General features: G+C 45.4%; 17 protein-coding genes. 12 read left to right on the forward strand and 5 right to left on the reverse strand.

The features are described 5' to 3' along the window. The first annotated feature begins 4 nt into the window (after positions 1-4). From flgC to QMG91_RS04345, 11 genes are all read left to right on the forward strand, one after another. Positions 5-421, forward strand: a complete 417-nt coding sequence (gene flgC / locus QMG91_RS04295) for a flagellar basal body rod protein FlgC (protein ID WP_004401558.1) — start codon at positions 5-7, stop codon at positions 419-421. 18 nt (positions 422-439) lie between these two features. After that, a complete protein-coding gene (locus tag QMG91_RS04300; protein WP_004401559.1) occupies positions 440-1147 on the forward strand; it encodes a flagellar hook assembly protein FlgD in 708 nt (235 codons plus the stop codon). 28 nt (positions 1148-1175) lie between these two features. Next, on the forward strand, positions 1176-2480 hold the full coding sequence (gene flgE / locus QMG91_RS04305; protein WP_022591368.1) for a flagellar hook protein FlgE: 1305 nt from the start codon (positions 1176-1178) through the stop codon (positions 2478-2480). Between the two features lie 184 nt (positions 2481-2664). Next, positions 2665-3414 carry a flagellar basal body rod protein FlgF gene (locus tag QMG91_RS04310; protein ID WP_004401562.1) on the forward strand — a complete coding sequence of 250 codons (750 nt, stop codon included), beginning with the start codon at positions 2665-2667 and terminating at the stop codon, positions 3412-3414. Positions 3415-3435: 21 nt separating this feature from the next. Beyond that, entirely contained in the window at positions 3436-4224 is a 789-nt protein-coding gene (gene flgG / locus QMG91_RS04315; RefSeq protein WP_004401565.1) for a flagellar basal-body rod protein FlgG, read from the forward strand. A gap of 13 nt (positions 4225-4237) precedes the next feature. Beyond that, positions 4238-5014, forward strand: a complete 777-nt coding sequence (gene flgH, locus QMG91_RS04320; RefSeq protein WP_004401567.1) for a flagellar basal body L-ring protein FlgH — start codon at positions 4238-4240, stop codon at positions 5012-5014. Positions 5015-5060: 46 nt separating this feature from the next. Then, a complete protein-coding gene (locus QMG91_RS04325; protein WP_375342721.1) occupies positions 5061-6137 on the forward strand; it encodes a flagellar basal body P-ring protein FlgI in 1077 nt (358 codons plus the stop codon). Positions 6138-6147: 10 nt separating this feature from the next. Beyond that, a complete protein-coding gene (flgJ, locus tag QMG91_RS04330) occupies positions 6148-7059 on the forward strand; it encodes a flagellar assembly peptidoglycan hydrolase FlgJ (protein ID WP_281830435.1) in 912 nt (303 codons plus the stop codon). A gap of 145 nt (positions 7060-7204) precedes the next feature. After that, on the forward strand, positions 7205-9085 hold the full coding sequence (gene flgK / locus QMG91_RS04335) for a flagellar hook-associated protein FlgK (protein ID WP_281829104.1): 1881 nt from the start codon (positions 7205-7207) through the stop codon (positions 9083-9085). A gap of 14 nt (positions 9086-9099) precedes the next feature. Then, complete coding sequence (gene flgL / locus QMG91_RS04340; protein WP_004401575.1) at positions 9100-10293, forward strand: flagellar hook-associated protein FlgL; 1194 nt, start codon at positions 9100-9102, stop codon at positions 10291-10293. Between the two features lie 418 nt (positions 10294-10711). Then, positions 10712-11857 (forward strand): flagellin, encoded by a 1146-nt coding sequence (locus QMG91_RS04345; protein WP_022551369.1) that lies wholly within the window; start codon positions 10712-10714, stop codon positions 11855-11857. A gap of 550 nt (positions 11858-12407) precedes the next feature. Here QMG91_RS04345 and crr read toward each other — a convergent pair. From crr to cysZ, 5 genes are all read right to left on the reverse strand, one after another. Beyond that, positions 12408-12917, reverse strand: a complete 510-nt coding sequence (gene crr, locus QMG91_RS04350) for a PTS glucose transporter subunit IIA (protein WP_004401577.1) — start codon at positions 12915-12917, stop codon at positions 12408-12410. A 40-nt stretch (positions 12918-12957) separates the two neighbouring features. After that, on the reverse strand, positions 12958-14685 hold the full coding sequence (ptsI, locus tag QMG91_RS04355; protein WP_004401578.1) for a phosphoenolpyruvate-protein phosphotransferase PtsI: 1728 nt from the start codon (positions 14683-14685) through the stop codon (positions 12958-12960). Between the two features lie 137 nt (positions 14686-14822). Further along, positions 14823-15080 (reverse strand): HPr family phosphocarrier protein, encoded by a 258-nt coding sequence (locus QMG91_RS04360; protein WP_004401586.1) that lies wholly within the window; start codon positions 15078-15080, stop codon positions 14823-14825. A 300-nt stretch (positions 15081-15380) separates the two neighbouring features. Beyond that, on the reverse strand, positions 15381-16349 hold the full coding sequence (gene cysK / locus QMG91_RS04365) for a cysteine synthase A (RefSeq protein ID WP_004401587.1): 969 nt from the start codon (positions 16347-16349) through the stop codon (positions 15381-15383). 224 nt (positions 16350-16573) lie between these two features. Then, complete coding sequence (gene cysZ / locus QMG91_RS04370) at positions 16574-17317, reverse strand: sulfate transporter CysZ (protein WP_022605269.1); 744 nt, start codon at positions 17315-17317, stop codon at positions 16574-16576. Between the two features lie 270 nt (positions 17318-17587). Between cysZ and zipA the strand changes: the two genes are divergently transcribed. Next, complete coding sequence (gene zipA, locus QMG91_RS04375; RefSeq protein WP_281829109.1) at positions 17588-18493, forward strand: cell division protein ZipA; 906 nt, start codon at positions 17588-17590, stop codon at positions 18491-18493. Positions 18494-18544 lie beyond the last annotated feature (51 nt).

An 18544-nucleotide genomic window follows, 5' to 3' on the forward strand; every position in this document is an offset into this window, starting at 1 on the left:
GTAGATGAGCTTATTTAATGTATTCAATGTGACTGGGTCTGCCATGAGCGCTGAGTCGGTTCGTCTAAATACCACCTCTAGCAACCTGGCAAACGCGAACAGTGTAAGTAGCTCTGCGGAGGAAACTTACAAAGCTCGCCACGCTGTGTTTGGGGCGGAGTTAAGCAAGGCTAAGTATAACCGCGACCACAATGTTCCAGTGAAAGTAATGGGTATCATCGAGAGTGATAAACCACTCGATGCGGAGTACAACCCAGAACATCCGATGGCGAATGATGAAGGTTATATCTTCAAATCAAACGTTAATGTGATGGAAGAAATGGCGAACATGATTTCTGCTTCTCGTGCATACCAAACGAATGTGCAAGTAGCAGATGCAAGCAAACAAATGCTGCTGCGTACGCTGCAGATGGGTCAATAGGGATAAGGAGGTAACGTAATGGCCGGAATCAACAATGTTGGTCAGAGCGGCTTGTCCTATGTTGATCAGCTTAAAACCCTGCAAGAGCAGAACAAGCCTGAGAAAACAACGGGGCAAAATGATCTTAAACAAGAAGATTTTCTCTCGTTGCTGACCAAGCAGTTAGCTCAACAGGATCCTTTTAAGCCGGTCAGCAATGACCAGATGATTGCGCAAATGGCTTCATTTGCGACCGTCGACGGCATCGGGAAAATGAACAATCAATTTGAAAGTCTTAACTCTTCAATGACGTCTAACCAAGCGCTTCAAGCTTCGTCTTTGGTTGGTCGTGATGTTCTGGTACCAGGCGCCGCAGGCATGAAACCTGACAACGCTGGCATGTCTGCCATGGTCAAGGTTCCTCAAGCGCTGGATAACTTGTTTGTCCGCATTGAGAACGCACAAGGTCAACTTGTTCGTACCCTTGACGTAGGCGCAAAACCTGCTGGTGATGCCAAGGTGGAGTGGGACGGATTAGATGAAAACGGTAACCCATTGCCGGGTGGTAAATACGCCGTGAAAGCGGGTGGTTTGCTGGATGGAGAAACGCGTGAGTTTGAAGTATCTACTTACGCTAACGTGAACAGCGTACTCCTTGGCAAAGGTGATGGGAATGTACTGCTCAATCTGGCTGGCTTTGAATCGCCAGTTCGACTAGCTGAAGTACTAGAAGTTGGAAAAGCGTAAAAGCGCTAGCTAGATAGGAGAATTTGGAATGTCTTATATTGCTCTTAGCGGGTTATCCGCTGCTCAACTGGACTTGAATACAACCAGTAACAACATTGCGAACGCCAACTCATTTGGCTTTAAAGAGTCGCGTGCCGAGTTTGGTGATGTTTACTCGAACTCAATCTTTACCAACGCGAAAACCGCGACAGGTAATGGTGCGCAGGCTCACAAAGTGGCGCAACAGTTCCATGAAGGTTCCAGTATTTATACCAATAACCCAATGGATTTGCGTATCTCAGGTACGGGCTTCTTTGCAGTAGCAAAAGAACGTCTGGAGCCACTATCAAACGAGTTAACTCGTAATGGTGCGTTTCACCTAAACAAAGATAACTACATGGTAACTTCGAATGAAGAATACCTACTCGGTTATCAGGTGAACCCTGATACAGGGGAAGTCGCGTCCTATGAGCCTTCGCCTATAAACATTCCAGCAGAATTCGGCAGACCAAAACCAACAGAAAATGTTGAACTGGGCGTGAACGTGCCAGCAAACGGTGAATTAAAAGATCCGGCTTTGTTTGATACCACGGACCCGACCACTTATAACCGTTCAACATCTTCGACCATTTATGACTCAATGGGTCAGTCTTACAAGATGACAACGTACTACTTGAAAGATTCGACTCAACCGAATACTTGGCACTCTTACTACACAGTGACTGACAAAGCTGGTGAAAAGCCAGTGAATGTAACTGGAGGAGACGTGACAGCACCTAACGGGCATGTCGGGCATACCATTCGCTTTAATAACGATGGTACGTTGTCGAGTATTAACAACGGTCAGAAAATCGTAACTGAACCTCTTGGTACTGGTGCGGTTCCTATTGAGCTAAATGGTGCAGACGTCAACCAACAGATTGAGATCAACCAGTTAGGAGCCACTCAGTTTGCTGCCCCGTTTGAATTGACTAAATTCAACGAAGACGGTGCTACAACGGGTTTCCTTACTAAGTTAGATTTTGATGAGTACGGCAGTATCATGGGCACTTATTCAAACGGTGAAGCGGTAACGTTAGGGCGTGTTGCGCTTGTACGTGTACCGAATGAGCAAGGTCTGGATAAGAAAGGCGGTACTCAGTGGAACTCAACTCAGCTTTCTGGTGACAAGATCTGGGGTGAATCTAACAAAGGTTCATTCGGTTCGGTATCAAGCGGTACGCTCGAGCAATCGAACATTGATATGACTCAGGAGCTGGTGGACTTGATTTCTGCACAGCGTAACTTCCAGGCGAACTCCCGTTCTCTAGAAGTTCACAACGGTCTGCAACAGAACATCCTGCAAATCCGATAGTATCTTCAATCATCTGTCATTGCCGCTTTGTGCGGCAATGCTTGTTCTTCTGGCAAGATCTTGTCTGATCTTATCGCTCAAACTCTCTCCAAGAAATTCATTAATTTCCTTATATATCAATTGGTTGTATTTTTTGGCATACTAATTGCTTTTTAGCTTTCATAGACTTTTATGGGAGCACACCATGGATCGTTCACTGTTTCTCGCGATGAGCGGGGCAAAACAAAACATGCAGGCAATGCAGCTAAGAGCCAACAACCTGGCTAACGTCAGCACTACGGGTTTCCGTGCTGATCTTGCGCAGGCTCGCTCTATGCAGGCGTATGGCGATGGTTTGCCATCTCGCGTATTCAGCATGACTGAGCGTCCGGGGCAAAGCTTTGCTCAGGGCAGCGTGATTACAACAGGCCGTGATCTGGATGTGACCATAGAAGGCAATGGTTGGATTGCGGTTATGGATAAAACAGGTAAGGAAGGGTTAACCCGAAACGGTAACCTGCACATCGATCAAACCGGTCTGCTTACCAACAGCTCTGGTCACCTAGTGTTAGGTGAAACCGGTGCACCGATAACCTTGCCAATTCCTATCAGCAAAGTCGAAATCGGTCGTGACGGTACTATTTCGGTTATCCCGCAGGGTGCTCCTGCCGATGCCATCGAAGTGGTTGACCGAATTAAGTTAACGGCAACCGATAACCGTTCTTTGTACAAAGATACCAATGGTCTTTTTCGCGGAAAGAATGACAACAACGAATACGAAGCTGACGCCAACATCAAGATTATGACGGGCGCGGTGGAAGGCAGTAACGTGAATGCCGTCGGTGAAATGACCAGTTTGATTGACCTTCAGCGCCAGTTTGAAATGCAGGTCAAATTGATGAGTACCGCAGAAGATATGGACAAAGCGTCCGAATCTCTTCTTCGTTCTAGCTAGCATTTAAGTGAGGATTGAGTTATGCATCCAGCATTATGGGTAAGTAAAACGGGTTTAGATGCTCAGCAAACGAATATCTCAACCATCTCGAACAACCTGGCGAACGCCTCAACGGTTGGTTATAAGAAGAGTCGAGCGGTATTTGAAGATCTTTTCTATCAAAACATTAACCAGCCTGGTGGTCAGTCTTCGCAAAACACAGAACTGCCTTCCGGTCTGATGTTGGGCGCAGGTTCCAAAGTGGTCGCGACGCAAAAAGTCCACACCAATGGTAATGCGCAAACCACCAGTAACGCACTCGATTTGATGATTGAAGGCGATGGCTTCTTCCAGGTACTGCTGCCTGACGGCAACATTGGCTACAGCCGCAACGGTCAGTTTACGCTGGATGGCGAAGGCGCAATTGTTACGTCTGGCTCTGGCTACCGATTAGAGCCTGAAATTGTCATTCCTGATAATGCGATCTCTATTTCGGTCGGTAACGATGGTGAAGTGTCGGTCCGAGTTCGTGGTCAACAAAATAACCAGGTTCTGGGGCAAATTACCACTGTTGACTTCATCAACCCAGGTGGTCTGGAACCAATCGGTCAGAACATGTACCTACCAACAGGTGCCAGTGGCGATCCACAGGAAGGGGTTCCTGGCCTGGAAGGTTTAGGCTCCATTCGTCAGTCTATGCTGGAAACGTCCAACGTTAACGTGACAGAAGAACTGGTGAACATGATTGAAGCGCAGCGTGTCTACGAGATGAATTCAAAAGTGATTTCATCAGTAGATAAGATGATGAGCTTCGTGAATCAGCAGTTGTAATGAGGGCTTGACCATGATGCGTATACTATTTGTATTTATGACTTTAGTGATGGCGGGCTGTTCTTCGCTGCAGCCGCCTGAAACGACGGATCCTAATGCTGGCACAACGGTGGTCGATGCCATTGAAGGCGACAAGTCTAACGAAGGCGGTAATGGAATCGTAGACACACTTCGTGGTCGAACCGATCCAGTCGCAGGCGACCCTGCCTGGGCGCCTATTCACCCTAAAGAAAAGCCAGCGCACTACGCTACGGCTACTGGGTCGCTGTTTAATACGCACTTTGCACAGAATCTTTATGATGACAGCAAGCCACACGGTATTGGTGACATCGTGACCGTCATGCTGTCGGAAAACACCAAAGCGGCAAAAAGTGCCGACGCGGATTTAAGCAAGTCTAACGACGCATCCATGGACCCTTTGAGTGTTGGTGGACAAGAACTGACGATTCAAGATTACAACTTTTCTTATGAGTTAAGTAACGAGAACAAATTCAAAGGGAATGCATCGGCGAACCAGTCAAACAGCATAAGTGGTTCAATTACGGTTGAAGTGATTGAGGTGCTAGCCAACGGGAATCTGATTATCCGTGGTGAAAAATGGCTGACGTTGAATACAGGGGATGAATATATCCGCCTAAGCGGCACAATTCGTCCGGATGACATTTCTTTTGACAACACTATCGAGTCTACAAGAATTTCTAATGCACGAATTCAGTATTCTGGCACCGGAAATCAACAAGATATGCAAGAGCCTGGATTCTTGGCACGATTCTTTAATGTAGCTCTGTAAGTGAGAGAATTGTCGGAGTTTTGACATGTTGAAGAGATGGGCAGTAATGGTCGCCGGTTTGATGATGTTGACAGTGAGTTCAGCGCAAGCGGCACGAATTAAGGATGTAGCGAAAGTTGCAGGGGTTCGTAGTAACCAATTGGTTGGCTACGGTCTGGTAACGGGTTTACCAGGCACGGGGGAGTCCACACCATTTACTGACCAAAGCTTCAATGCCATGCTTCAAAACTTCGGCATCCAATTGCCACCGGGCACCAAACCAAAGACCAAAAACGTCGCCGCCGTAATTGTGACGGCAGAGCTACCCGCTTTCTCTAAGCAAGGTCAGCAGGTCGATATTACCGTCTCTTCCATTGGTAGTGCGAAAAGTCTTCGCGGCGGTACATTATTGCAAACCTTCCTGAAAGGTCTGGATGGTGAAGTCTACGCAGTTGCTCAAGGTAATCTGGTGGTGAGTGGATTCAGTGCAACGGGGGCTGACGGCTCTAAAATTGTCGGTAACAACCCAACAGTAGGTATCATTTCAAGTGGCGCGACAGTGGAACGTGAGATCCCTAATCCGTTTGGTCGTGGTGATTACATCACCTTTAACCTTCTGGAGTCGGATTTCACAACTGCACAACGCATGGCGGATGCAGTCAACAACTTCTTAGGTCCTCAAATGGCTCAGGCAATTGATGCGACATCTGTTAAAGTACGTGCCCCACGAGAAGTCAGTCAGCGAGTCGCTTTCCTATCTGCATTAGAGAACATAGAGTTCAACCCCGCTGACGGCTCTGCCAAAATCATCGTTAATTCACGCACAGGCACCATCGTGGTAGGTAAGCATGTTCGTCTGAAACCTGCTGCGGTGACTCATGGTGGCATGACAGTGGCAATCAAAGAGAACCTGAACGTCAGCCAGCCAAATGCGTTAGGTGGTGGAAATACCGCGGTTGTTCCAGACACAGACATTGAGGTATCGGAGCAGTCAGGCAAAATGTTCAAGTTTGAGCCGGGATTAACATTGGATGATCTCGTGCGCGCAGTGAACGAAGTAGGTGCAGCTCCTTCAGATTTAATGGCGATTTTACAAGCGCTTAAACAAGCGGGCGCCATTGAAGGTCAGCTGATTATCATCTAGGGAGTTTATGATGGTTAAGAATCCTAATGACATTGGTTTTATTCATGACATTTCCTCTTTGGACAAGCTTCGTCAGGGAGCAGTAGAAGCGGGAACGGAAGAAGAAAAGCAAGCGGCACTCAGAACGGCGGCAAAGCAGTTTGAATCGATTTTCACCACCATGCTGTTTAAATCGATGCGTGACGCGAATACTGCTTTTGAGTCTGATCTGATGAAAAGCCAGAATCAGGACTTCTACCGCCAGATGCTGGATGAACAAATGGCAAGTGAACTGAGTGATTCCGGGTCACTCGGGTTGGCGGATATGATCGTTGCCCAGTTGTCGGCTGGTGCAGGTGAAAGCCAGTCTGAGATCGCGATGAGAAACGCAGCGTTAGATACTTCACTAAGATTGCCTGCCGACCAGAGTCGAGTGCATGAAGCTTCTGCCAGCCGTGGCGCTGGTGAATCTAAATTCGATAATCCTCAGCAGTTCGTTGATAAACTAAAACCTTATGCTGAAAGAGCGGCAAGGGCACTTGGTGTTGATGCTTCAGTGATCATTGCACAGGCAGCGCTTGAAACAGGTTGGGGACAAAAAGTGGTTAAGAACTCTCTGGGTTCGAGTAATAACCTGTTTAATATCAAAGCGGATAAACGGTGGGATGGCGGTAAGGTCGCTACCCAGACTCTGGAAGTTTATGATGGTGTGCCAGTCAAAGAGAAAGCGTCTTTCCGTTCTTACTCCAATTATCAGGACAGCTTTAACGACTATGTACGTTTCTTGAATGAAAACCCAAGGTACAAGACCGCGCTTCAACATCAAGGCGACTCTAAAGCCTTTATTCATGGCATCCATAAAGCAGGGTACGCAACGGATCCAGATTACGCAGACAAAGTGCTGAAAGTGAAAGCGCAAGTCGACGAACTCATTTCCAACTAATATAAAAGGCCGCATGACGTTATGCGGTCTTTTTCTTCTCCCTTCTCTAAAATTCCCCTGATTTAAAACTGTGGCATAGATATTGCAATTTTTTACATCAGTAATGGTGTAAACCAATCGTAAGTAACTCTTTTTTGGGGGCAACATGGCATCCGATCTACTCAACGTAGGTAGACAAAGTGTCTTAACAGCTCAGCGGCAACTGACTACCACCGGTCATAACATTTCTAATGCGAATACCGAGGGTTACAACCGCCAGTCTGTTCTGCAGGCAACCAATGACCCCCGGCAATATGGGGGGCAAACATTTGGCATGGGTGTCCATGTGGAAAATGTTCGCCGCTCATGGGACCAATTTGCCGTTAATGAGTTAAACCTGACGACGACTAACTTTTCGAACAAGCTCGATACCGAAGAAAACCTGGATCAAATCACTACCATGTTGTCTTCTGTGGCGTCTAAGAAAATCCCGGAAAACATCAACGAATGGTTTGATTCTCTCAAGACACTTTCCGATTCCCCAAATGACATGGGGGCGCGAAAAGTGCTGCTCGAAAAATCCCAGATTGTGGCTCAGAACATGAACCACTTTCACTCTGTGGTGCGATTGGAAAAAGAAAACATCAATAAAAAGCTGGAACAGGCGGTAGAACGAATCAACTCACTAGCGAAAGAGATTCGTGATGTACACCGTCTGATGATGCGTACACCAGGACCACATAACGACTTTCGTGATGAACACGAGCGTTTGATCAAAGAGCTTGCGCAGTACACCAAAGTCACAGTGACACCGAGAAAAAACAACGAAGGATTTAACGTCCATATCGGGAACGGTCACACTATCGTCTCCGGTACGGAAGCCAGCGAACTGACACTTCTACCGGGGCAGCCGGATGCTCAACAGCTTCGGATTGGTATGGTTGAAGGTAAAGGCATCAAAGCCATCAAACATGCCGGTTTGGATGGCAAGTTAGCGTCGTACCTTAAAGCGCGTGACGAATCCATTCCTTACGTTATGGATGAGTTAGGAAGACTGGCTACAGCTATGTCTTATCAAGTGAATAAGTTGCAGTCGCAGGGTTTGGACCTTCGTGGCGATATTGGTTCTAGCCTGTTTACCGATGTGAACTCAAAAGACATGGCAAAATCTCGTGTGATCCAAATGTCGGAATCCACAGCAGAAGTCAGCGTGTACATTGAAGACATTTCGCAGCTCAGCAGCGGCGAATACGAAGTGAAGTACGACGGTTCGGATTACCGAATTGTTAAGCCAAACGGCGACGTCATCACTGTATCTGGCAGCGATTTTTCCAACAACTTCATTTTAGATGGAATGAGAGTTTCTATTCAGACTCCACCTAAAGATGGCGAACGTTTTCTTATTCGACCCACTGAAAGTGCAGCAGCTTTGATGAAGGTAGAGATGAAAGATGCCGCTCAACTGGCTGCTCAAAGTTATGAGAGTTCTTACACAGAGGCGCGCGGCACCGCCAAGTTCAACATTCTTCAAGCTGGTAGCCTACGTGAATTTCAGGTAGTGATTTCCCCTACCGGAGATCAGTTTGCCGTTCTGGATATGAAAGGTCAGGTCGTGATGCAGCCTCAGGCTTACCCGCCATCTGGTCCTGTTACCGTGAACGGAACCGTTTTTGAACTGACGGCAGGGGCAAAAGAGAACGATAAATTTGCGGCAAACCTTGTCCCGTCTGAAGGTGATAACGGCAACTTGCTTAAGATGCAGAACATCCAGACCGAAAAAGTCATGAATGATGGCAACTCCACGGTTCTGGAAGTGTATAAAGATCTGAATACAGAAATTGGTTTGAGAACGGCAACGGCAACTCGATTAGCCGATGTTGCCAAGTTAGAAAATGAAGCTGCAAAAGAACGTATCGCTTCGATCTCGGGTGTAAACCTGGATGAAGAAGCGGCAAACATGATGAAGTTTCAGCAAGCTTACATGGCATCTTCTCGAATCATGCAAAGCGCGAATGATACCTTCAACACCATTTTGGCACTGAGATAGGGGAGGACGGGTAAATGATGAATCGAATCGCCAGTTTCCATAACTATCAAACCGTGCAGAATGATCTTCAGCGCCAGGAAAACAAAATTCATCACAACCACGCTCAGCTAGCTTCAGGCAAGAAGCTGATGACCGCGGCAGACGATCCATTGGCTGCACACTATGTGCAGGGGATCAAACAGCAGACAGAAGAACTTCGTCAATATATGGATTCCATTGTTCTGATTCGTAACCGTTTAGAGCATCAGGAAGTCATGATTGCCAGTGCAGAACAATACGCAGATGAAGCTAAGCGTTCTGTGATGGAAATGATCAACGGTGCATTATCACCAGAAGATCGGGCGGCAAAATCTCGTGAGCTGGAAGAGATGGTTGTGAACATGCTGAATTTGGTGAACAGCCAGGATGAATCTGGTAACTATATTTTTGCGGGTACCAAACCTAAATCGCAGCCGTTTTTCCGTGATTACGCCGGAGACGTTTCTTACCTTGGGGATACCTATCATCGCAACATGAAAATCGCCAATGGGTTAGAAATTCCTGTCAGCGATCCGGGCAATAAAGTGTTTATGGAAATAGACAACCCGCTTGGTGATTATGATCCTCAATATGAACTTCAGGTGGCGTCAGAACTTTTGGTCGAGAAAGCCACTAATCTGAATTACGACGATCAGTCTGAATACAGAGCAACCTTTGTTGATATGGGCGACGGCAGCTTTGGCTATCAGTTAGAAAAAGATGGTTCAGTAGTCAAATCGGATAACTATGATCCAAAAGAAGGCATCAAGTTTGAAGATTTACACCTTCAGTTCAAAGGAAGAATCACACCAGGTGATGCCATTACATTTGAGCCTAAGAAAAGCTACAGCATTTTTGAAACCTTTCAGAAAGCGATGAAATATTCTGAACGTTCGGTAGCGGATTCAAATGGTACGGCTGAATTGCATCAGGTCACTGAAGAGTTTCATGCGGCATTCGTACACATTAATACGGTGCGTACCGATTTGGGTTCCAGACTGAATACGTTGGATATTCAGGAATCCCAGCACGAAGACTTCAAGCTTTCTATGGCGAAGTCAAAAAGTAATTTCGAAGATCTGGATTACGCTCAGGCAGTAATCGAGTTCAATGAAAACTCTCTGGCGCTTAAAGCGTCCCAACAAGCTTTCGGAAAAGTGAAGGACTTAACCCTGTTCAATTACATCTAACTCTTGTCTGCAAACCTATGCCTTATGTGCTTTGCCTTAAGTGCCCGGTTTGCCCCCCAAGAGGAGAAAGGTAAAACATTGCCGCTCAATAAACTTTATGCGGTAAAGGGGTAGGTAGAAAGTGAGCTGGTCGTTTCTTTGATGATAGAAATATAAAGAAATGAAGCGAGAAAAAGTTTTTAAAGATAATAATCTCTTTAAAAACATTAAATTAAGGATAAGTTTGGCTCTTTAGTAAAAATGTTGGAAAAGTTGGCACACAAGTTGAATGTATTAATGTAACGAAACAACTTAGGTGCAGTTAGAAGTTCACCATTTAATAAGTTGGACTTCTACAAGTAACTTTCGGTCAGGGCTTAACCAATAAGATTGAACTGACCGGTTCGCAGAGAGAGCGAACTCAACAGGAGAGCAAACTATGGCTGTAACAGTGAGCACTAACGTTTCCGCAATGACGGCACAACGTTACCTAAATAAGTCAACTAATGACTTAAACACATCGATGGAGCGTCTATCGTCAGGGCACAAGATCAACAGTGCAAAAGATGATGCAGCGGGTTTGCAAATCTCTAACCGATTGACCGCTCAGTCTCGTGGTCTGGATGTGGCAATGCGAAACGCCAACGATGGTATTTCGATTGCTCAAACGGCAGAAGGTGCGATGAACGAAGCAACAAACGTTCTGCAACGTCTACGTGACCTGGCAATTCAGTCTGCCAACGGCGCGAACACTCCGGCGGATCGAAGAGCCATCAATGAAGAAGCGGTAGCGCTTCAGGATGAGATTAACCGTATTGCTGAAACCACATCATTTGGTGGACGTCGATTGCTTAACGGTTCATTTGGTGATGCGGCATTCCAGATTGGTGCTAACTCTGGTGAAGCCATGGTAATGGCATTAACCAGTATCCGTGCCGACGATGTACAAATGGGTGGGCGCACCTTTGTCGCTCCACCGGAAAACGCGAAGTCTAAAGACTGGGGGGTACCAGCCGATAAACTCGACATCAAGTTTGAGTTCACCACGAAAAACGGTGAGCCACAGGTGGTCGATATTATTGCCAAAGCTGGTGATGACATCGAAGAGCTGGCGACCTACATCAATGGTCAGTCAGACATGATTCACGCTTCTGTCAGTGAAAATGGACAGATGCAGGTATTCGTAGCCGAACCACATTTGGAAGGTGATCTTACTATCTCTGGGACACTTGCCGGGGAAGTCGGGTTAACGGGTGGTCCGGGTGTACAAACTACGGTTCAGGATCTTGATCTAAGAACGGTAGCAGGCTCTCAGAACGCAATCAGCGTTGTGGACGCCGCACTCAAGTACATTGATAGTCAACGTGCTGATTTAGGTGCAAAACAAAACCGACTCAGCCACAGTATCAATAACTTAGCGAATGTTCGTGAGAATGTGGATGCTTCCAACAGCCGAATCAAAGATACCGATTGGGCAGTGGAAACCACAGAGCTTACGAAAAACCAGATTTTGCAGCAGGCAGGTACTTCAATACTTGCTCAAGCGAAACAGTTGCCAAACTCAGCGATGCAATTACTTCAATAGTAATGCACATCTTCGCCAGGGCAGACGTGAACTGGCGTATGATGCCGCTTAGTTAGCAAGCGCGGAAGGTACAAAAAAACAGGACGCTCTCTCATCTCTCACCTGCGGAATGTTTTAGTGTTTGTATCGGAAGCACCTGGCTAGTCGGGGATATGTTTCATTTCTCTGATCTCCGCATGACTCTGACTAGTAACAGCCCCGGTTCTCTCAAAGGAAAGGGGCTTTTTTCTTGCCTAAAGAAAATATCCTTCTCCATACTTTAATTTAAGAGTTTTCCTGAATCTTAACGCTTAGCTCCTTTCTCAACTTCAAGCTTGCTGTACTACATGATCTGTCGTGTGAGAGTATTTTTACGCAGAATGGGTATAGAAGGTGAATGTGCTGTTCGCTTGAATGGTGTTAATTGATATTGTTTGGGGTTTTCTCAGTTAGCACTGATGGCTATTACGGGAGGAAGTGATGATATGGATTGATATAGGCAGAAGTTACTGTGAATTGAAACAAAAAAACGCTGCCATCAGGCAGCGTTTTTAAATGCTCTAAGTAAAAATTACTTAGTTACGCGTAGAACCGTTGTTTCACCAACAGATACCGCGCCAGTGAGCTTGTTCAACTCTTTGATTTCGTCCATGTTAGAAATAACAACTGGAGTTAGAGTTGATTTCGCTTTCTCTTCTAGAAGAGCTAGATCGAATTCGATGATAGTGTCACCAGCTTTAACTGTTTGACCTTCTTCAGCGATGCGAGTGAAGCCTTCGCCTTTTAGTTCAACAGTATCAATACCGAAGTGAACGAAAAGCTCAACGCCGTCGTCAGATTCGATAGAGAATGCGTGGTTAGTTTCAAAGATTTTACCGATAGTACCGTTTACTGGAGCGACCATCTTGTCACCAGATGGTTTGATAGCGATACCGTCACCAACGATTTTTTCAGCGAATACTACATCTGGCACATCTTCGATGTTTACGATTTCGCCAGATAGAGGTGCGATGATTTCAATTGCACCAGCGTCAGCACTGTCGTCAGAAACCAGCTTCTTCAGTTTGTCAAACAGACCCATGTCATGCTCCTAAACGTTAATTTTATTCTGTTGAATTATATTAGCAGTTTGTTTTTTCTGCGATAAATTTTTCTACGTGCGCTTCAATCTCAGCCGCTGTTGGCATTTGAAGGGCTTCTTCCGCCATCGCTTTTACTTCTGCAAAGTTCGAGTTACGGATAACTTTCTTCACTTTAGGGATGGAGATTCCGCTCATGCTGAACTCATCCAGACCCATACCTAGTAGAAGAAGCGTTGCACGCTCGTCACCAGCAAGCTCACCACACATACCTGTCCACTTACCTTCAGCGTGAGAAGCATCGATCACTTGCTTGATTACTGTCAGAACAGCAGGTGAAAGTGGGTTGTATAGGTGAGAGATTAACTCGTTACCACGGTCAACTGCTAGAGTATACTGAGTTAAGTCGTTAGTACCAATACTAAAGAATGATACTTCTTTCGCTAAGTGATGAGCAATTGCTGCTGCCGCAGGTGTTTCAACCATAACACCGATTTCGACGTTTTCGTCGAAAGCATGACCTTCATTGCGCAGTTCCGCTTTGTACTCTTCGATAGCTGCTTTTAGTTCGCGAATTTCTTCAACAGAAATGATCATTGGGAACATGATGCGAAGCTTACCGTGTGCAGATGCACGTAGGATACCACGTAGCTGGTCACGTAGAATTTCACGACGATCCAAGCTAATACGTACTGCACGCCAACCCAAGAATGGGTTCATTTCTTTTGGCAGATCCATGTAAGGAAGATCTTTGTCACCACCGATATCCATAGTACGGATAATCACTGGCTCACCATGCATCGCTTCCGCTACTTCTTTGTAGGCTTGGTACTGCTCTTCTTCAGTAGGAAGTGCATCGCGATCCATGAATAGGAATTCTGTGCGGTACAGACCAACACCTTCACCGCCGTTGCGGATGATGCCGTCACAGTCTTTTACTGTACCGATGTTGCCACATACTTCGACGTTATGGTCGTCAAGTGTTGTAGCAGGAAGATCTTTCAGTTTAGCCAGCTCTTCTTTTTCTGCGATGAAAGCGTCACGGATAGACTGTGCTTCAGACATTTCTGCGTCTGTTGGGTTAACGATGATTTTGTTGTTCATCGCATCCAGGATAAGCATGTCGCCGTTCTTCACTTGCTTAGTGATGTCGTTAGTACCAACGATCGCAGGAAGTTCAAGAGAACGTGCCATAATAGAAGTGTGCGAAGTACGACCACCGATGTCACAAGCAAAGCCCAGAACGTAGTCCAGGTTGATTTGCGCTGTTTCAGATGGTGTAAGGTCGTAAGCAACCAAGATAACTTCTTCATCAATGTCGCTTAGAGAAACGATGTTGATGCCAAGTGCGTTTTTAACGAAACGAGAACCGATGTCACGGATGTCTGTTGCACGCTCTTTTAGGTATTCGTCATCCAGAGACTCAAGTGCAGTCGCCTGCTCTTCAATCACAGTGTGGATAGCGTTATCTGCAGAAAGCTTATCGTTTTTGATCAGTGCTAAAATTTCTTCTTCTAGCTCTTCGTCTTCAAGAAGCATGATGTGACCTTCAAAGATCGCTTCTTTCTCTTCACCGAACGTTTCAAGTGCTTTTTGCTTGATGGTTTCAAGCTGCGCCGAGGATTTGTTACGTGCATCAAAGAAGCGCTGAACTTCAGCTTCTACTTGATCGTCGGAGATAGTGTTTGTGTTTAGGACAATTTCATCTTCTTGAAGGAGTAGTGCTTTACCAAAAGCAATACCAGGAGATGCTAGGATGCCTGAAATCATAGCCTTACCTTAATATGGTCAACAATAAACGGAAAGTGTTTGACTAAAAATGCTAACGAGTAGTTGTAGCTTAAAGACGTCTTATTTAAACAAAGCCATTTTGCGTTTGCAAAATGGCTTTGAGAAGAGCGTTCTAATTAGTGAAGTTGGTCCATAAGAGCAACTAGGTGGTCAACTGCTGCTTGAGCCTGTGGGCCTTCTGCAGAGATAGTAACAACTGTACCTTTAACTAGGCCTAGAGTTTGTAGCTTGAACAAGCTCTTAGCACTTGCACTTTTACCGTTAGAAGTCACTGTGATGTCAGCGTCAAAGCCTTTAGCTTCTTTAACAAACTGAGCAGCTGGACGAGTGTGTAGACCGTTTTCTGCAGTGATTTCTACTTGCTTCTGATACATGTGATATACCCCAATTGATTTATTTTTGTGTCTGTAGTCGGCAGCGTACAATCTATCATTAACAGTGCTAGTCCAAAGTTAATGAAACGCTGACCCGATGTCAGTGTTTTCAACTCATTCTGCTCGCAGTTCTTGACTGCTGCAAAATCAGAGTGATTCTTTACTAATGCGCTTTTTATTTTGAAGCGAAAAATAAAACTGAGGTGATATTACCAAAGGTGAGGCAGGGATCAACAAAAAAGCCCCTATATGGGGCTTTTTTAGACTAAAAATTGATTTCAACACAGTTTTATTACGTGTTTATTGCTGGTTTTCTTTCTCAGTAAACAGACCTGCAAATAGTGCTGTACTTAGGTAACGTTCACCAGAGCTTGGTAGAACCGTTACAATTGTTTTACCAGCAAATTCAGGCAGTTCCGCAATGCGGTTTGCAGCAACTACTGCAGCACCAGATGAGATACCGGCCAGGATACCTTCTTCTTCCATCAGACGACGAGCCATTTCGATCGCATCTTCAGAGGAAACAGACTCAACACGGTCAATAAGTTCTAAATCAAGGTTACCAGGAATGAAACCTGCACCGATACCCTGAATCTTGTGTGGAGACGGTTGAATTTCTTCACCTGCCAGAGCTTGAGCGATAACAGGCGATTCTGTTGGCTCAACAGCAACGGTTGTGATTGCTTTGCCTTTTTCGCCTTTAATGTAGCGGCTTGTACCTGTTAGCGTACCACCTGTACCTACACCTGAAACGAACACGTCAACTTCACCGTCTGTCGCATCCCAAATTTCAGGACCTGTCGTTTTCTCGTGGATCGCTGGGTTAGCTGGGTTGTTGAATTGTTGTAGAAGCAGGTATTTTTCTGGGTTGCTTGCAACAATCTCTTCTGCTTTAGCGATAGCACCTTTCATGCCTTTTGCTGCTTCAGTCAATTCTAGGTTTGCACCCAGAGCTTTAAGAAGTTTACGACGCTCAAGGCTCATTGACTCAGGCATAGTAAGAGTCAGCTTGTAACCACGAGCTGCGGCTACGAATGCAAGTGCAACACCAGTGTTACCACTTGTTGGTTCAACAAGCTCAACGCCTGGCTTAAGTGTACCTGCTTTCTCGGCTTCCCAGATCATGTTCGCACCGATACGACATTTAACGCTGAAGCTAGGGTTACGTGCTTCTACTTTAGCCAGTACGTTACCTTTACTTACGCGGTTCAGACGAACAAGTGGAGTGTTACCAATAGCTTGCGAGTTATCTTCGTAGATTTTGCTCATGTTGATGTTCCTTCATTACACGGTAGAGGGTGCACAATGCACTCTGTGTTATTACTGATTAAGCATAAAGTGCTAATAAACAACCGAAAAAGAATAAATGGTTATAACTTATAGGGTGTAATGAAGAGTTTTAATAGTGTGAACTGAGTGGTTTTTCTATTGTTATAAGCAACCAGTATTGTACAAAAAGGCGAGTCTTACATGAGTAATGACTCGCCTAATCCTTATCTCACATATTGTAATCGATATTTGTCCACCCACATGGCGGTTGCGCCACACACGGCCACGGGCATCACAAACAAATTCAATATTGGGATCATGGTAAACAACGAAACCATAAACCCAAATCCATAAGAGGTGGACTGATTTTGTTTCAAATCATTTCTCATGTCCTGAAATGTGACTTTGTGATTGTCAAAAGGGTAGTCGCAGTACTGAATGGCAAGCATCCAGGCTGAAAACAGGAACCAGAGTATCGGACCTACTGTCTGACCCAGTGCTGGAATCAGCAATAAAATAAAGAGCCCAAGTGCTTTTGGAAGATAGTACATTAGCTTGCGCCATTCGCGACCTAGAATTCTTGGCACATCTTTCAGTAAAGACATCACAGACTGGTCGCTAAGCGTCTTGCCTGTAAGCTTGGCTTCGAGCTGCTCAGCCAGAAGCCCGTTAAATGGGGCCGCAACAAAATTGGCAATAGTGCTGAACAGATAAGTAAACGTAGCCAGTATAGCGAGTGCTACTAAGGGCCAAAGAAGATAAGAAAGCCATGACAGCATATCGGGCAGGTAGCTAAGCCACGCGTCTATCCATTGATTGAGATTAGAGAAAAGAAAATAGATGGCTCCGCCAATCAGCAGAATATTGACGAGTAATGGCAGGATAACAAATCGTCTGATGCCGGGCTGAAATGCCAGCTCAATGCCATGAAAAAAGTATCCTATGCCACTGCGGTGGTGTGTTGTCATAAAAATGTTCTTCCTAGATTGCTCTATTCGCGATTCTAACGTAGACATAACAGTATACCCAAGATATGAACGCTTCCTGAATCGAAAGGCATTTCATCTCTTAAAGGTAAAATTAAAGAAAAAGCGTGCAGAAGGTCACGCGATGTTCAACGACGTCTCCATATATTTATTCAAATTTCTCAGAGACTTTTGGTAAAGTAACACACATATACGATAAATAGACTGCCACTTGAATGTTTTTTCAGCGATGCAGTGAACAGAGAGTAAAAAATGCAGGAATTGCGACTAGTACTTATCATCGTAGGCTTACTTGCTATTGCCGCCTTGCTATTCCACGGGTTGTGGACCAGTAAAAAAGAAGGAAAAGCCAAATTTGGTAACAAACCTCACCGTAAGCTGGAAAGCTCTGAGGAAGAAGAACAAGATTACACCGCTACTCGCGCGTTTGCTCCTGAAGATGATTTCGAAATTATCCGCAAAACCCGAAAAGAACCTGAGTTTGCTGACAATACTGAAAAAGAAGTACCTGCTTACGATCCACTTGTAGACAGTGAAGAACCATTACCTTCCTTTTCATCGATAGATGATGATTCTTCCAAGTCAAAAGAAAATGAACCCGTTGAAAGTATTCGGGAACCAGAAGCATTTGTTGCAGAGCCTCAAAAGACAGAACAAATCGCAGTAGACCAAACTACCGACTTCGAAAACGAAGAGCGCATTGAAGAACCTGTTATCAATGAGCCAGAGCCCGAAGCTGAAAAAGAAATGGAAGTGCTAGTCCTAAATGTTCACTGCGCTGGCGATGATCCGTTTGTGGGCACTTCTTTGTTTGATAGCATGAAGCAAAACGGCTTGCTGTACGGTGAAATGGACATCTTCCATCGCCATGCAGATTTGTCTGGCACAGGTAAAGTACTGTTTAGTGTTGCAAATATGATGCAACCAGGAACACTTCAGCATGATGATCCGGACACCTTTACAACTCAGGGTATTTCCTTCTTCATGACGTTGCCATGTTTTGGCGAAGCGGACCAGAATTTCAAATTGATGTTGAAAACCGCGCAGCAGATTGCCGATGACTTAGGTGGAAATGTGCTTGATGATCAACGCAACCTTATGACGCCAGACAGGCTTGACGCATACCGACAACAGATCCGCGATTTCAACGCTGGTTAATACAAGCAAATCCAATATAGAATAAAATGATTAGGGCTCGCTTCGAGCCCT

It is taken from the genome of Vibrio nigripulchritudo, from assembly GCF_027924785.1.
GTDB lineage: Bacteria > Pseudomonadota > Gammaproteobacteria > Enterobacterales > Vibrionaceae > Vibrio > Vibrio nigripulchritudo.

Excerpts from the sequence above, each read along its gene's own strand:
- flgC (WP_004401558.1), top strand. The coding sequence starts at position 5 with ATGAGCTTATTTAATGTATTCAATGTGACTGGGTCTGCCATGAGCGCT.
- QMG91_RS04300 (WP_004401559.1), top strand. The coding sequence starts at position 440 with ATGGCCGGAATCAACAATGTTGGTCAGAGCGGCTTGTCCTATGTTGAT.
- flgE (WP_022591368.1), top strand. The coding sequence starts at position 1,176 with ATGTCTTATATTGCTCTTAGCGGGTTATCCGCTGCTCAACTGGACTTG.
- QMG91_RS04310 (WP_004401562.1), top strand. The coding sequence starts at position 2,665 with ATGGATCGTTCACTGTTTCTCGCGATGAGCGGGGCAAAACAAAACATG.
- flgG (WP_004401565.1), top strand. The coding sequence starts at position 3,436 with ATGCATCCAGCATTATGGGTAAGTAAAACGGGTTTAGATGCTCAGCAA.
- flgH (WP_004401567.1), top strand. The coding sequence starts at position 4,238 with ATGATGCGTATACTATTTGTATTTATGACTTTAGTGATGGCGGGCTGT.
- QMG91_RS04325 (WP_375342721.1), top strand. The coding sequence starts at position 5,061 with ATGGTCGCCGGTTTGATGATGTTGACAGTGAGTTCAGCGCAAGCGGCA.
- flgJ (WP_281830435.1), top strand. The coding sequence starts at position 6,148 with ATGGTTAAGAATCCTAATGACATTGGTTTTATTCATGACATTTCCTCT.
- flgK (WP_281829104.1), top strand. The coding sequence starts at position 7,205 with ATGGCATCCGATCTACTCAACGTAGGTAGACAAAGTGTCTTAACAGCT.
- flgL (WP_004401575.1), top strand. The coding sequence starts at position 9,100 with ATGATGAATCGAATCGCCAGTTTCCATAACTATCAAACCGTGCAGAAT.
- QMG91_RS04345 (WP_022551369.1), top strand. The coding sequence starts at position 10,712 with ATGGCTGTAACAGTGAGCACTAACGTTTCCGCAATGACGGCACAACGT.
- crr (WP_004401577.1), bottom strand. The coding sequence starts at position 12,917 with ATGGGTCTGTTTGACAAACTGAAGAAGCTGGTTTCTGACGACAGTGCT.
- ptsI (WP_004401578.1), bottom strand. The coding sequence starts at position 14,685 with ATGATTTCAGGCATCCTAGCATCTCCTGGTATTGCTTTTGGTAAAGCA.
- QMG91_RS04360 (WP_004401586.1), bottom strand. The coding sequence starts at position 15,080 with ATGTATCAGAAGCAAGTAGAAATCACTGCAGAAAACGGTCTACACACT.
- cysK (WP_004401587.1), bottom strand. The coding sequence starts at position 16,349 with ATGAGCAAAATCTACGAAGATAACTCGCAAGCTATTGGTAACACTCCA.
- cysZ (WP_022605269.1), bottom strand. The coding sequence starts at position 17,317 with ATGACAACACACCACCGCAGTGGCATAGGATACTTTTTTCATGGCATT.
- zipA (WP_281829109.1), top strand. The coding sequence starts at position 17,588 with ATGCAGGAATTGCGACTAGTACTTATCATCGTAGGCTTACTTGCTATT.